Here is a 14,553-nt window from a genome sequence, read left to right on the forward strand (position 1 = left end):
TTTCTCCTGGGCGGATGACGCCCTGATTGCTATTTCTTGTTCGCTTCCAGCTGCAATACCGGGGCGACGTCATTTCCGGTATTTTGCGCTTCTCTGCAGAGTTCTTCCAGCACGGGCGCATTTTCCCGGGAAATCACCGCCGCGGCGACCCGCAGGATTTCGGCGTCGTTGCGCACCCGGGGTTGACCGCGATCCAGCAGGAAACGGTCGACCACCGGCGCCAGCGACGTCTCGCGGGCATCGCAGGTCAGCACCCAGAGATGGTCGGGGCTGCGGGTGGCCAGGCCCATGTCGCCGAGCGTTTCAAGGACGTCGTTCAGTTCGTCCTGGTGCAGTTTCAGGCGGGAGGCGAGCACATTGGCGGGCAGGCCGGGCGGGGTGAGGGACTGCGCCCGGCGCAGCGCGCGCAGGACATCGAGTGCGTCGACGAACGGGGCGCCGGGGTAGCGGTTGAACTCCCAGCGGCCCAGCCGGATGAGCGGCGCGCTGGCCGCCAGGGTGGCGCCCAGCAGCACCGCCAGCCAGGACAGGTAGATCCACAAAAGGAAGATCGGCAGCGTGGCGAAGGCGCCGTAGATGACGGTATAGGTGGGGAAGCGCGTCAGATAGTAGGCGAACGCCGATTTCATGACCTCCAGCGCGACCGCGGTGACGCAGCCGCCGATGAGCGCGTCGCGCCACAGCACCTGCCGGTTCGGCACCACCACGAACAGGGCGGCAAAGCCCAGGCCGGTCAATACCAGCGGAATGAACGAGATGGCGACGCTGACCACTTCGGGCACGTCGCGCACCAACCCCAGCGATTCGCGGGCCACGAACGACGTGGCCCACAGGCTGGCGCCGGCCACCACCGGGCCCAGGGTGATGACCGCCCAGTAGACCAGGGCGCGCTGCGGCAGCGGGCGCTGCCGCGTGACATGCCAGATGTCGTTGAAGGCTTTGTCGATGGTCATGATCAGCAGCAGCGACGTGACCAGCAGGAAGCCGCCGCCGATCGCGGTCAGGCGCGAGGCCTGGCGGGCGAACTGGTTCAGGTAGTCCATGATGTTGTCCGAAACGGACGGTGGCATCAGGCTATTGGTCAGGAAGTCCTCGAGCGCGACCCGAAATTCCTGGAATACGGGGAACGCGGTGAACAGCGACAGCACCACGGCCAGCATCGGCACGATTGCCAGCACCGTGGTGAAGGTGAGGCTGGACGCGACCTGCAGCAGCTTTTCCTCGTCGGCGCGCTGCGCGGTGAAGACAAAAGCGCGTCCGACCCGCGCGGCCCACGATGCGCGCGGGGGCAGGGGCTGGGTGGCCGCCGGCGCGGCGGCGGCAGGCTCGGCGGGGCGGTTCATCAGGCGATAATAGCAGCATGAACCCTGAACTCAACCCTCGCTTGCGCCTGGCGGCCTCGGTGTCGCTGTTCGCCCTGATCGTGCTGTGCGTCACCTGGGAGACGCTGGCGGCGCCGCTGCGCCCGGGGGGCTCCTGGATGCTGCTCAAGGCCTTGCCGCTGGCGCTGCCGCTGCGCGGCATCGTGCGCGGCAATCTCTACACCTACCAGTGGGCTGCGATGTTGTCGCTGCTGTACCTGATGGAGGGGGCGGTGCGCGCCATGTCGGACCCGGCGCCGCTGTCGGTGCTGATGGCGTGGGGCGAGATCGCGCTGTCGACGATTTTCTTCTTCAGCGCCATTTTCTATGTGCGGCCGGCCAAGCGGGCCGCCAGGAGGCAACGCGCGTGAACGTCCATTCCCTGTCCGACCTGCGGGCCGTCAACTCGTTTGCCGCATTGCCGGCCGCGTTCTACACCCGCCTGGCGCCCCAGCCGCTGAACCAGCCGCGCCTGCTGCATGCCAATGCGGATGCGGCGGCATTGATCGGGCTGGACCCGTCGGCGCTGCGGACGCCGGAATTCCTGCGGGTGTTTTCAGGCGCCGAGCCGTTGCCCGGCGGCGATACGCTGGCCGCGGTCTACAGCGGCCATCAGTTCGGCGTCTGGGCAGGGCAACTGGGCGACGGCCGCGCCCATTTGCTGGGCGAAATCCAGGGACCGGGCGGCGCCTGGGAGCTGCAGCTCAAGGGGTCGGGCCTGACGCCTTATTCACGCATGGGCGACGGCCGCGCCGTGCTGCGCTCGTCGATGCGCGAATACCTGGCGAGCGAGGCCATGCACGGCCTGGGCATACCGACCACCCGCGCACTGGCGCTGGTCGCCTCGGACGATCCGGTGTGGCGCGAAACCGTGGAAACCGCCGCCATCGTGACGCGCATGTCGCCCAGCTTCGTGCGCTTCGGTTCATTCGAACACTGGTCCTCGCGCCGCCAGCCGGACATGCTCAGGACGCTGGCCGACTACGTGATCGACCGCTATTACCCCGAATGCCGGGCCGCGCCGGCCGGTGAACCCCAGGACGAGGCCGCGCCCTATGTGGGGCTGCTGCGCGAAGTCACCCGGCGCACCGCGCTGCTGATGGCGGATTGGCAGGCCGTGGGGTTCTGCCACGGGGTCATGAACACCGACAACATGTCGATCCTGGGCCTCACCCTCGACTATGGTCCCTACGGCTTCATGGACGGATTCCGGTTGGGCCATGTCTGCAACCATTCCGATTCGGAAGGCCGTTATTCCTGGAATCGGCAGCCTTCCGTGGCCCTGTGGAATCTCTACCGGCTGGGCGGCAGCCTGCACACGCTGGCCCCGGACGTCGACGGCTTGCGCGCCGTGCTGGACGAATTCGAAGGCGTGTTCACGCGCGCTTTCCATGACCGCATGGGCGCCAAGATGGGCCTGGCGGCGTGGCGGCCGGCGGATGAACCGTTGCTGGACGACCTGCTCAAGCTGATGGACGCCAACCAGGCCGACTTCACCCTGACCTGGCGCCGCCTGGCCGATGCGGTGTCGGGCGACCGGGCCCCGTTCCAGGACCTGTTCATAGACCGCGCCGCCGCGTCGGCCTGGCTCGACCGCCTGCTGGCGCGCCACGCCCAGGACGGGCGTCCGGCGGCCGAGGTGGCCGAGGCCATGAACCGGGTCAACCCCTTATATGTATTGCGCAACCATCTGGCGGAAGAGGCGATCCGCGCCGCCAAGGCCGGCGACGCCAGCGAGATCGACACCCTGATGACGTTGTTGCGGGCGCCGTTCACGGCCAGAGTTGGCTACGAAAAGTATGCCGGCCTGCCGCCGGACTGGGCCAACGGCATCGAAGTCAGCTGTTCGTCTTGATGTTCGTTTTGCGCGTTTGGTGACGACAAAATCGTCTTTTGAGCGCGGAAGATGCGGAAAATTGGCGCAATGAGGCGAAAAATCGCAGTTTTTTTCTCTGCAATCATTCGTTTCCATTGTAAAAGTCGTAAGATTGTCGCCTGCGGGACACTCAGGATGGCATGCCTGTCACTGGGGCATTTGTCGACAATTTTCAATATAAAGCACTCTGAATATGCCTGGCGCAGATGGTTTGCTGTGTATCGGCCTGCTTGAGGATGATGCGGACTTCCGGGAGGAGTTGGCGTTGGGCCTGGGCGGGTACGGTTTCCGTGTGGCGTTCGCCTGTGACAATGCCGCGGCGTTTTACCGCCGTTTGCAGGAGCAACCCTGCGATATCGTCATTCTGGATGCCCATCTTCCCGGAGAGGACGGTTTTTCAGTGGCGACGCGCCTGCGGGCGCTCAGCCCCGTCGGCATCGTCATGCTGACGGGCCGCAGCGCGCTCGAAGACCGGGTGCGCGGCCTGGAAGGCGGCGCCGATGTCTACATGACCAAGCCGGTCGACCTGCTCGAACTCAGTTCGGTCATCCGCAGCCTGGCGCGCCGCATGCGCCTGGCCAAGGCGCCGCGGCCGGTCGATGCTGAAACGCGCGCGGCCGCCGACACCTCCTGGTCGTTGCAGGACGGCGGCTGGATCCTGGTGGCGCCGGACGGCGCCTCGCTGCACCTGAGCGCCCAGGAGCGCACTTTTCTCATGGCCTTGATGGATGCGGCGGGTTCGGCGGTCAGCCGCCAGGCATTGGCCGAGCTGTTCCTGCCCGACAGCCCGGGCGGCTTCGAACTGCGCCGTATCGATGTGCTGGTGAGTCGCTTGCGCGCCAAGGCGCAGAGCGCGGGCCTGAAGCTGCCGGTGTTGTCGGTACGCGGACAGGGCTACGTATTCGCCGCCTGATCGCGCTCGCCCGGCGCGGGCGCCCGGGCGGGCAGCGTAATCACGAAACGCGTGCCTACGCCCACTTCGCTTTGCATCGTCAGTGAACCGCCCTGGCTCTGGCAGATGCGCCGCGCCAGGTACAGGCCGATCCCCATCCCCTGGGTCTCGCGATGCGCGGCGCGACGAAAGCGCGGCTCGAAGATGCGCGCCTGTTCATCCGGGCCGATGCCCGGGCCGCGGTCGGTCACCGCTACCCATGCCATCGGCGCGCCGTTTACCTCGACCTGGCCGGTTTCGATCCGGATCGGTTCGCTGGCCGGCGAATACTTGACGGCATTGTGGATCAGGTTGCGGACCACCACGCTGGTCAACGGGCGGTCGCAGTACACCGGCAACGCATCGCCGCTCGTCTGCAGGCGCAGCGCGTGGGCGGTGTCGGGCTGCATGGCCATGACGACGTCGCTGGCCAGCTCGGACATGTCGGTCAGTTCGCCGCGCGGCGTCCAGGCCTGTTCCCCGAGCCGGTCCTGGTTCAGCAGTTGCTCCATCAGCTCGGTCATCCGGCTCACCGACCGGTGAATGCGGGCCAGGCGGCTATCGACGGTTTCGCCGCTGCCGGACAGGATCATGTCGAGCGACTGGGCGGCCGCGCTGATCGTGGCCAGCGGCGCTCGCAGTTCGTGCGAGATCAGGGCGTTCATCTGGCGCTGCGTGTCCAGCGCGCTCGCCATTTCCACCAGCCGCAGTTCGCCCTGTACCAATTGGTCGGCGTCGGCCCTGGCGTGGGGGGCGGCCGAGCCTGTGCCGCGCTGGGCCAACCCGGCCAGGAGCAGGGCGGCCAGCACCAGCAGCAGCCGCGCCAGCGGCAACACCAGGGAGCCGTCGCCGGGCACGAATCCGGCGTCGCGCGCCAGGATCGCGATCGACAGCAGATAGGCCAGGCCCAGCGCCGCCGTCGCGGCCCTTTGCGGGCCGGATCGCGCCGCCGCGGCCAGGAACCACAGGGCCAGTGCCGCGCTGGCGGCGGCGCCCGCGCCGGCGATCAGCGCAGGCGCCATGCCGCCGTCACCGTCATAGACGAAGATCAGCGCCAGCGCTGCCACGCCGGTCAATGCGATGCAGGTCCAGTGGCAGGCCGCGGCCAGCCGCGAGGCGACGGGGCGGCCCGAGATCAGGGGAATGGACAGGGCCAGCAGCGCGGCGTACGAACCTGCCTGCAATGCGCCGGCGGGAAACAGCGCCGGCTGGGCGCGCAATATGCCTTCGACCAGCGCGAATGCCAGGCCGGCGCCAAAGATCGCCGCGCGCGAATAAATCCAGGCGACGGCGCAGGCCGCGGCGCAAGCCACGGCGATGCCTGCGGCAAGGCCGATCTGCAGGTCTGGAGGGGAATGGCCGGATCCGGCGGCCAGGGCGGTGCCTGGCCAGAAAAGCACGGCGCCCAGCCATTCCGGCCAGGCGGATCCGGCCGGACGGGCGCGCGGCGCGCGGCGCTGGCGCGACCGCCAGCGGGTGCGAAGAAACAATCCTTCCGTCAACTAGAAACCCATTGTTGGTCAGGCGCGAGGTCGTGCGCGCGGGCGAAGTTTACGACAGCGCCACGAATCGCGCGGACACCGATTTGCTCCAGGATGGCGCGGGTGGCTTCGTCGGGCACATCTTCGGCGTATACCGACATCCGCAGGGATACCGCGGTGGCCACGACGGTGGCCGCCAGGTGCTGGCTGCCCGGGCTGTGCAGGATGCCGGTGACGAAGCCGCCGCAGAGCTTCACGTAGGACAAGGGATATTCGTGCAGGTGTTCCATCGCGCCGAACTGCTGCGACAGGCGCGACAGGCCGATACGGCCGCCGCCCTGGCTGACGATCTGGCACAGCTGGCGCATGTCGGCGCCGTGCTCCACCAGCGCCGCGGCATCCACTTCCAGGATCAGCCGTGACGCCAGGGCCGGCCGGTCGGCCAGCATGCGTTCCAGCCTCGACAGGAAAGCGCCCTGCGCCAGCGAGGCCAGCGAGACATGCACGGTAAGCGCGTCGGCATGGGTGTAGAGCCAGTCCAGCCCGAGGCGGATGGCCTGGATGTCGCATTCCGCCGACAGCCCCAATCGCACCGCGGGTGGCATGAAGATCGAGGCCGGCACCGGGTCGGCGCCGTCGGCATCGTGCAGCGTCAGGCTGGCCTCGTAGTGCAACAGGGCGCCGGACACGTCGGCCAAGGGTTGGACCGACAGCGAGAAACGATGTTGCTCCAGCGCCGTGGACAGCGCGTCGTGCCAGCTGTATTCGCCGATGCGCGTACTGTCGGCGGCCTGGCTGGCCGGGGCGATCTGGTCATCGTCGGCGCTTTCCGCGCACATCAGCGCATGATCCAGCCGCGCCAAGGTGTCGCTGATGTTGTCGCCGGGCGTGAAGGCCGCCATCGCCAGGGCCCAGCGGCACCAGCCGTGTTTGTCCATCGGCACGCGCAGCGACCGCAGTTCATGCCGCACGCGCTCGGCCAGCAGACCGGCCTGGGGCGCCGAGGTGCGCGGCATCAACAGTGCGAAGTCCGAGCCGCTGATCCGCGCCAGCGTCATGTCGCCATCACCGCCGCCGTCGACCAGCTTGCGCAGGCGGTCGGAGGATGAGCGCAGCCATTGGTCGGTGAAGGCGCGCGACAAATGTCGGTTGATCTGCGCCAGGTCGCGTTGCCGGAACATCAGGATGTGCCCGCCGGCCTCGGGCGCCGGGTCCGCCAGGGCCTGGCGGAAATGGTCGATGAAGTACTTGCGGTTGGGCAGGCGGGTGACGGCGTCCCGATGGATTTCGCTCTGCAGCGATTCGATTCGTGCGTTCTGTTCCTGCACCGTCGCGGCGACCTGCCGCTGCGCGTCGACCAGGGCCTGGTCCGTCAGTTCGCCGGGGCGGCCGGGCGCACCGCCGTCCGGCGCCTGCGCGCGTGCCCGGTCGTGGATCTCCCGGGCGGCGCGCGCTTCGATCCAGCGCAACAGGTTGGCGGCGAACAGCACCCAGAAGACGGCCGCGGCCAACGTCAGGCCGATGACCCGCACGCCGCCCTGCCACAGCGTGTCGCGCGCCAGCCGGGCGTCGGCCTGGACCGTGACCGTGCCGAGCCGGCGGCCGTCGGGCGCCTGATAGGGCCGGGTGGCCGCTGGCGCTTCCATCGCCAGCCAGCCGTTGCGCCAGTCGCGCGCCAGGTCCGGCCGGTCGGGCGCGGGCTCGCGCCGCTCGACTTGGGTGTCCCCGTTTTCGCCCGTGATCCGCACCAGGGCGTAGGTGCCGGCCGCGAAGAGGTCATCGGCCAGCCTGGCCTTGTCCTGGTCGCCGGCCGCGTCGTGCGACAGGGCCCAGGCCAGGGCGCTCGCGCCGGCCTGTCCCTGCTGCGCCAGCTGGGTGTTCAGATAGCGATGGGCGGCCAGCATCCCCAGGGCCTGGGCGCCGAGCAGGATGAAGGCAATCAGGAGGGCGGTGCAGAGGATCAGCCGGCGTAGTGTGGACATGGATCAAGGATTCCCTTCGTGGCCTGCACCGTTGCCGGTGCCGTTCGATGCCGGCCTGCCAATGAAAGGGGGGAACGTCAGGCCACGCAAGTGCCCGATGGGGAAAAATGCTGGATAAGAAACGTGACACACGTTACTAATACCTCAGTGTCGCCGTATACGCTGTAATTCCGCATGTCACAGAACATACAGAATATTACGAAATCAACTGCGATATCAGACAACCTGTGCAATTATTTCGTTCGTGATAATTGCCCGGATGATAACTATTGAGACAGGCCGTATTAATTTTCCGGCCCAGGGTGTCGTAGTAAGGGCACGGCATGGCGCAATGGAGCGGCCAGCGACTGCTATCCAAGGACCGTCATGACCCCTCGCGAGCAATCAGATCAGGGCAGGAATCGAAGGAAAGGGAGCGCGTTGCTCCTGAAGTGTGGCGTTTTTTTGCGAAAATAATGCATAATTTAAAAAATGTTACAGCCCTTGGGTTTCTTTCCGGACCACAACGCCAAGGGTTTCTAGATAGGGGGCTCCGTGCGTGAGAGTTACCTGCTCGCACTGTGCCTGACGCTCGCGGGCGCACTTGCAGCGATATGTTTGTTTTTCGTCCGCCGGGAACGCGTCCTGCGCGGACGATTGACGCGTGACGAATTGACCGGTGTCCTGAGCCAGCAGGAGCTGCAGCGCCGCGCGCGCGCCTGGCTGAACCAGGCCGAAAGGCAGTCGGGCCGAGGCATTTTCGGACCCCGCGGCTCGGCCCAGGATGAGCGCGAATCCCTGGGTATTTCGCGTGCCCGCGCCGGCTCTCGGGGCATCGGCGCCTTTTTTCTGGTCAGCTTCGACCAGTACGCCGAGATCAGCGCCATGCTGCGCGCGGGCGAGGACCAGACGCTGTTGGTGATGGTGGCGGACCGGCTCAGTCTGTTGACGCGCGCGCTCGGTGGGATGGTGGCGCGTACCGGCACCGACGCATTCACGGTGTGCATTCCCGACGTGGACGAGGTGGGCGCCGCCCAGGTGTCGGCCAAGCTGCTCGAGGACCTGTCCGTGCCCTACGAACTGGGCGGTCGGCCCCTGATCGCGGTGTTCCGCGTGGGGGCGGCGTTGTATCCAGACCACGGTCGCAGTGTGGAAGAGCTGCAACGCTGCGTGCAGGTGGCGATGGTGCCGCTCAAGGAGCGCGGCGGGCCGGGCTGGAACATGTTCGATTTCCGCCTGCTGGCGCGCCAGCGCGATCAGCAGGGGCTGGAGAACGACCTGCGGCTGGCGCTGACCACGGCGGCCATGGACCAGTTCGAGTTGTACTACCAGCCGGTGTGTGACAGTGGCACCGGCGTGGTGCAGGGCTGCGAGGCCCTGTTGCGTTGGCACCACCCCGAACTGGGCAGCGTGTCGCCCGCCGTGACGATCGAACTGGCCGAGCGCAGCGGCCTGATCGTGCCGCTGGGCGCCTGGATCCTGGAGCGCGCCTGCTCGCAGGCGGCGCTGTGGCCGCCCGCCTGGCGCGTGCACGTCAATCTGTCGGTCAAGCAGATGAACGAAGACAGCCTGGTGCAACTGGTTTCCGACGTGCTGGCCTCGACCAAGCTGGCGCCGCGCAAGCTGGTGCTGGAGATCACCGAGTCGATCTTCATCCTGCATTACGAGCGGCACGTGAAGATCCTGAACACGCTGCGTGCCAAGGGCATCGGCGTGGCGCTGGACGACTTCGGCTGCGGCTATTCCAGCCTGAACCATCTGCGCCACCTGCCCATCGACTGGGTCAAGATCGACCGCAGCTTCATCTCCGCGCTCGAGTCCGACGCCGGCAGCCGCGAAGTGGTGTCGGCGTTGTTCGGGCTGTGCCAGGCGATGCACCTGCCGGTCGTGGCCGAAGGCGTCGAGACCGAGGGGCAGCGCGAGATCCTCAAATCGCTCGGCTGCCGCGTGATGCAGGGTTTCCTGCTGGGGCGTCCGGCGCCGGCCGCGGAAATTCAGGCTTTGGCGTCGGCGGTGTCATAATCGGGGTTGCTTGCAAACCCACCTGTTGACTTCCTATGCCCGGCAATACCCTCGGTACTCTGTTCACCGTCACGAATTTTGGCGAATCCCACGGGCCGGCCATCGGTTGCGTCATCGATGGCTGCCCTCCCGGGATGCCCCTGGAGGCGGCCGACATCCAGCTCGAACTGGACCGCCGCCGCCCCGGCACCTCGCGCCACGTCACCCAGCGCCAGGAAGCCGACCAGGTCGAGATCCTGTCCGGCGTGTACGAGGGCCTGACCACGGGCACCCCCATCGGCCTGCTGATCCGCAACACCGATGCGCGCAGCAAGGACTACTCCAACATCACCGACACCTTCCGGCCGGGCCACGCCGACTACGCCTACTGGCGCAAGTTCGGCCTGCGCGATCCGCGCGGCGGCGGCCGGTCGTCGGCGCGCCTGACGGCGCCCACGGTGGCCGCGGGCGCCGTGGCCAAGAAATGGCTGGCCGAGCAGTACGGCGTGAAGGTGCGCGGCTACATGAGCCAGCTGGGCCCGATCGCGATTCCCTTCGTGTCCTGGGACGAAGTTCCGAACAACCCGTTCTACGCGCCCAACGCCGAGGTCGTGCCCGAACTGGAAGCCTACATGGACCAGTTGCGCCGCGATGGCGATTCCGTCGGCGCGCGCATCGAAGTGGTGGCCGAGAACCTGCCCGCCGGCTGGGGCGAGCCCATCTACGATCGCCTGGATGCCGACATCGCCCACGTGATGATGGGCCTGAACGCGGTCAAGGGCGTCTCGATCGGCGCCGGCTTCGATTGCATCGCGCAGCGCGGCTCCGAGCACGGCGACGAGATCACGCCGGACGGTTTCCTGACCAACCACGCCGGCGGCGTGCTGGGCGGCATTTCGACCGGCCAGCCGGTGACGGTATCGCTGGCCATCAAGCCCACTTCCAGCATCCGGGTCGAGCGCCGCTCGGTCAACCGCGCCAACGAACCGGTCATGGTGCAGACACTGGGTCGTCACGATCCCTGTGTCGGCATCCGCGCCACGCCCATCGCCGAAGCCATGCTGGCCCTGGTGCTGATCGACCACGCGCTGCGCCATCGCGGCCAGTGCGGCGAGCCGGCCTGATACCGGCCGCATTACCGAGTTCCTGACCGTTTGTAGGAGGCTGGCATGAGCCTAGACCGCTATCCGTTGCGCCGCATGGTGGCCGCGCTGTCCCTGGCGACCCTGGCGGGCTGCACGGGGATGAACACCACCCAGTCGGGCGCCATCGGCGTCAACCGCACCCAGTACATGTCGAGCATGGTGCCGTCGCAGGCGCTGGAGCAGGAAGCAAACCAGCAGTACGCCGACATCATCAAGCAGGCGCAGGCCAAGAACCTGCTCGATCGCGATGCGCAGCAGGTGGCGCGCGTGCGCGCCATCTCGCAGCGCCTGATCGCGCAGACCGGCGTGTTCCGCCCCGATGCGTCCGCCTGGAAATGGGAAGTGCACGTGCTGACCAGCGACGAGGTCAATGCCTGGTGCATGCCGGGCGGCAAGATCGCCGTCTATACCGGCCTGATCAACAAGATCAAACCTACCGATGATGAACTGGCGGCGGTGCTGGGGCACGAGATCTCCCATGCGCTGCGTGAACATGCGCGCGAGCGCGTGTCGCAGCAGATGGCCACCAACCTGGGCCTGCAAGTGCTGTCCATCGCCACCGGCTCGAGCGCCGCGTCGGACCTGGGCGGCAAGCTCAGCGACGTGATGTTCACGCTGCCCAACAGCCGCACGCATGAAACCGAGGCCGACCGCATGGGCGTCGAGCTGGCGGCGCGCGCCGGCTTCGATCCGCGCGCGGCGGTCACGTTATGGCAGAAGATGGGGGCCGCCGACAATGGCAGCGCGCCGCCCGAGATCCTGTCGACCCACCCGTCGGCGGCCTCGCGCATCACCGACCTGCAAGGGGCGGCCCAGCAGGTGCTGCCGCTGTACGAGCAATCGAAGGGGCGCGCGGCGCGCTAGTGTGCTGTCCCGTAGATGCGTGCGTATGACGAAATCCATCCCTTGGCGTCAGGGCTAGGCGCAAACCGCAGTGCTACCCGTAGGTATCGCGAGGATTTGCAACGACGCCATGGCTTCAAGGGGTGGATTTCGTGCGGGCGTATCTGCGGGACAGCACATTAGTGCATTGCCGGCGAGGCCGGCAGTTTGACGCCGGGGCCGCGCATCACGCGGATGCCCAGGTCGGCCAGGATGCGTCGCGTTTCGCTGTCCGGCACGTCTTCCGCGTAGACGTCGATGCGCAGTTTACGGGCGGTTTCCAGCACCGAGGCAGTCAATTGCTGGCTGCCCGGACTTTGCGACATGCCGCCGACGAAACCGCCGCCCAGCTTCACATAGGACAGGGGCAGGGTGTGCAGTTGCGCCACCGCGCCGAACTGCTGCGCCAGGCGGCGCACGCCGATATGCGCGCCGAACTCGGTCGCCACCCGCGCCAGCGTGGCGATCTGTTCGTGGCATTCGACCAGCCCGTGCGCGTCGATTTCGAGAAACAGGCGGCGCGCCAGCGCCTTGCGTTCGGTCAGCAACAAGGCCAACTGGCGGAAGTACTTCTGGCCGCGCAGCGAGGGCAGGGCGACGCGCAACGTCAACTCGCCATCGTGACTGGCGAGCCAGTCCAGCCCCAGGGCGACCGCCTCCAGGTCGCAGTCGGCAACCAGGTCCAGCCGCACGGCGGGCGGAATGAAAAGCGTGGCGGGGATCGGCGCCTGGTCGGCGGCGATGCGCAACATCAGCATGGCTTCCGTGCGGATGGGCGCGCCGCCGGCGTCGCACAGCGGCTCGGTGGCCAGCTCGAAACGGTGCGCTTCCAGGGCCGACAGGATGGCATCCTTCCAGGCCCGTTCGCCCGACTCGGACGGCGACTGGGCATCCGCCGCGCCGGCGATCACGACCTGATCATTGCCGGCGCTCTCGGCCCGCATCAGGCCGAAATCGAGCCGTGACAGCACCGGGCCGGCCTGGTTGCCGCGGCTGTAGTCGGCCATGGCCTGGGCCCAGCGGCACAGGTGGCCTTCACCCACCGGGATGCGCGAGGCGTGCAGGTCGGCCCGCAACTGCTCGGCGATCATCATGGCCTGCGGCGCGGCGCAGCCCGGCAGCAGCAAAGCGAAATCCGATCCGTTCAGGCGTGCCAGCAGCGGATCGGCCACGTGCAGGGACTTGAGCGAGGCCTGGATGCGTTCGCAGGCGGTGCGCAGCCACTGGTCGATGAATTCGCGCGGCATGTGGCGGTTCAGGTCGGCCAGGTCGCGCTGGCGGAACACCAGCACGTGGCCGCCGTCGATGCCGGTGCGGGCCGATGCCGGGCCGGCGGCGGGACCGGCGTCGAGCGCGCGGCGGAATTCGTTGACGAAATACTTGCGATTCGGCAGGCGCGTGACGGGGTCCTGGTTCAGTTCCAGTTCCAGGGATTCGATCTTGGCGTTCTGTTCCTCGACGCTGGCGTAGACCCGTTCACGGGTCTGGTTCAGCGCCTGGACCACGCCGGACAGCTCGGGCACGCGCGCTTCCATCTGCTGCGGCGGCGAGTCCTGGCCGATGCTGCGGACGTGGTCGCTGACCTCGCGCAACAAGCGGTTCTTGATCCATCCCACCAGCGCGAAGGCGAACAGCGCCCAGATCAGGCCGGCTCCCAGCACCAGCGCGATCATGCGCAGGCTGCTGCGCCACAGGGCTTCCCAGGCGTAGGCGTCGTTGGCCACCAGCGTCACTTCGCCGATCTGGCGCCAGCCGTCGCTGACCGCGTGCGAGGCCGAGCGCGCATCCAGCGGCGCCAGCGCGCGGAACCAGGCCGGCACCGAGGCCGCCGTGGCGGTCGACTGGCGTTCGATCAGGACCTTGCCTTCCGGGTCGGCCAGCCGCACCAGCGAGAAATGGCCGCCGTCGTACAGCGCCGACACCAGCAGTTCCTGCACCACCGGGTCATTGTTGGCCGGCTGCGACAGCGACAGTGCCAGCGACACGGCGGCGTCGGTGGCCTGCACCTGCAATTGCCCGGACAGGTATTCGCGCGCGGCGTTGACGCTGAGCGCCAGGGTGCCCAGCAGGATGACGCCGATCGCGAGGGTTACGCTGAGCAGTAGCTGTCGAAGTATGGACATAGTCTTGGTTCCGGACGTCAGGGGCGTATGCCTTCCCGTTCCATGCGTTGGAGTAGATCGCGCCAGCGGCTGAGACGGTCAACCGGTGCGGCGGGTTTGCCGTCGACGTAGACGCCATCGGCGTTGAAGCTGAAGACCGGCGTCAGGTCGCGCCGTTGCGACGCCGGCAGGATGGTCGAGACCAGGCTGTCCAGCACCAGCGGTACCGCATTGGGTGTTTCGTAGTAGCCCAGCACCATGTGGGCGATCTGGCTGCTGCTGGCCGGGCCGCCCACGCGCGCGCGGACATAGATGAAGCGCAGTTTGTTGGCCGGCACGCCCATCGACAGCAGGGTGAAATACTTGCCGATGACATAGTCTTCGCAATCGCCCGCGCCCTTGCCCAGCGATTCGAGCGGGGTGGCCCAGTAGTCATCCTTGCCCCAGATCGTGATGTCCTCGCCGGACAGCAGTGCGCGGTTCCAGAAATCGTTGGCCAGCGTCAGCCGGTCCTTTTCCAGCGGCGGCGCCGCGCCGCGCAGCAATTGCAGCCAGTTCGTTACCGCCTTTGCGCCGCGCGCGCCATAGCGGCTGGCCGACAGGCTTTGCAGCTTCTCGGCGTTGATCTCCAGGGCGGAACTTCCGCCCCAGCCGCAAGCCAGGCAGAGCAAAACCAGTCGGCACAGATTCAGCGTGGCGCGGAAACGGCGGGTTGATCGCATGAAACGGATTTTCACATTTTTCCGGGTGATCCAGTCGATATCCGGAAAAAAACCCCGCGCCGCCTGCGCGCCGCGTCGCCATACCTTGTCA

General features: G+C 67.3%; 11 protein-coding genes. 6 read left to right on the plus strand and 5 right to left on the minus strand.

The features are described 5' to 3' along the window. Positions 1–29: 29 nt before the first annotated feature. Complete coding sequence (locus AT699_RS09990) at positions 30–1,343, minus strand: YihY family inner membrane protein (protein WP_006387929.1); 1,314 nt, start codon at positions 1,341–1,343, stop codon at positions 30–32. Between the two features lie 17 nt (positions 1,344–1,360). Between AT699_RS09990 and AT699_RS09995 the strand changes: the two genes are divergently transcribed. From AT699_RS09995 to AT699_RS10005, 3 genes are all read left to right on the plus strand, one after another. Next, positions 1,361–1,732 (plus strand): DUF2069 domain-containing protein, encoded by a 372-nt coding sequence (locus AT699_RS09995; RefSeq protein ID WP_024068370.1) that lies wholly within the window; start codon positions 1,361–1,363, stop codon positions 1,730–1,732. Continuing rightward, entirely contained in the window at positions 1,729–3,216 is a 1,488-nt protein-coding gene (locus AT699_RS10000; RefSeq protein WP_024068371.1) for a protein adenylyltransferase SelO, read from the plus strand. The genes AT699_RS09995 and AT699_RS10000 overlap by 4 nt, the downstream gene beginning before the upstream one ends. Before the next feature lie 214 nt (positions 3,217–3,430). After that, positions 3,431–4,150: a response regulator transcription factor gene (locus tag AT699_RS10005; RefSeq protein ID WP_024068372.1), complete on the plus strand. Its 720-nt coding sequence runs from the start codon at positions 3,431–3,433 to the stop codon at positions 4,148–4,150. Here AT699_RS10005 and AT699_RS10010 read toward each other — a convergent pair. Then, entirely contained in the window at positions 4,132–5,568 is a 1,437-nt protein-coding gene (locus AT699_RS10010; RefSeq protein ID WP_049051367.1) for a sensor histidine kinase, read from the minus strand. The two genes, AT699_RS10005 and AT699_RS10010, sit on opposite strands and share 19 nt — an antisense overlap. Before the next feature lie 98 nt (positions 5,569–5,666). Then, positions 5,667–7,631 carry a bifunctional diguanylate cyclase/phosphodiesterase gene (locus tag AT699_RS10015; RefSeq protein WP_024068374.1) on the minus strand — a complete coding sequence of 655 codons (1,965 nt, stop codon included), beginning with the start codon at positions 7,629–7,631 and terminating at the stop codon, positions 5,667–5,669. Between the two features lie 534 nt (positions 7,632–8,165). On the opposite strand from AT699_RS10015, the gene AT699_RS10020 reads away from it, so the two are divergent. The 3 genes from AT699_RS10020 to AT699_RS10030 are packed head-to-tail and all read left to right on the plus strand — an operon-like array spanning position 8,166 to position 11,620. Continuing rightward, a complete protein-coding gene (locus AT699_RS10020; RefSeq protein WP_035200073.1) occupies positions 8,166–9,632 on the plus strand; it encodes a putative bifunctional diguanylate cyclase/phosphodiesterase in 1,467 nt (488 codons plus the stop codon). A gap of 35 nt (positions 9,633–9,667) precedes the next feature. Then, positions 9,668–10,735: a chorismate synthase gene (gene aroC, locus AT699_RS10025; protein WP_024068376.1), complete on the plus strand. Its 1,068-nt coding sequence runs from the start codon at positions 9,668–9,670 to the stop codon at positions 10,733–10,735. Between the two features lie 45 nt (positions 10,736–10,780). After that, positions 10,781–11,620: a M48 family metallopeptidase gene (locus tag AT699_RS10030; RefSeq protein ID WP_006387937.1), complete on the plus strand. Its 840-nt coding sequence runs from the start codon at positions 10,781–10,783 to the stop codon at positions 11,618–11,620. Positions 11,621–11,778: 158 nt separating this feature from the next. Here the strand turns inward: AT699_RS10030 and AT699_RS10035 are convergent, their stop codons facing one another. Both AT699_RS10035 and AT699_RS10040 read right to left on the minus strand, forming a co-directional pair. Next, a complete protein-coding gene (locus AT699_RS10035) occupies positions 11,779–13,761 on the minus strand; it encodes a bifunctional diguanylate cyclase/phosphodiesterase (protein ID WP_024068377.1) in 1,983 nt (660 codons plus the stop codon). 17 nt (positions 13,762–13,778) lie between these two features. Then, positions 13,779–14,462, minus strand: coding sequence for a transglutaminase-like cysteine peptidase (locus AT699_RS10040; protein ID WP_085941773.1), 684 nt, complete (start codon positions 14,460–14,462; stop codon positions 13,779–13,781). Positions 14,463–14,553 lie beyond the last annotated feature (91 nt).

Origin of the sequence: Achromobacter xylosoxidans (genome assembly GCF_001457475.1) — a bacterium.
Lineage (GTDB): Bacteria > Pseudomonadota > Gammaproteobacteria > Burkholderiales > Burkholderiaceae_B > Achromobacter > Achromobacter xylosoxidans.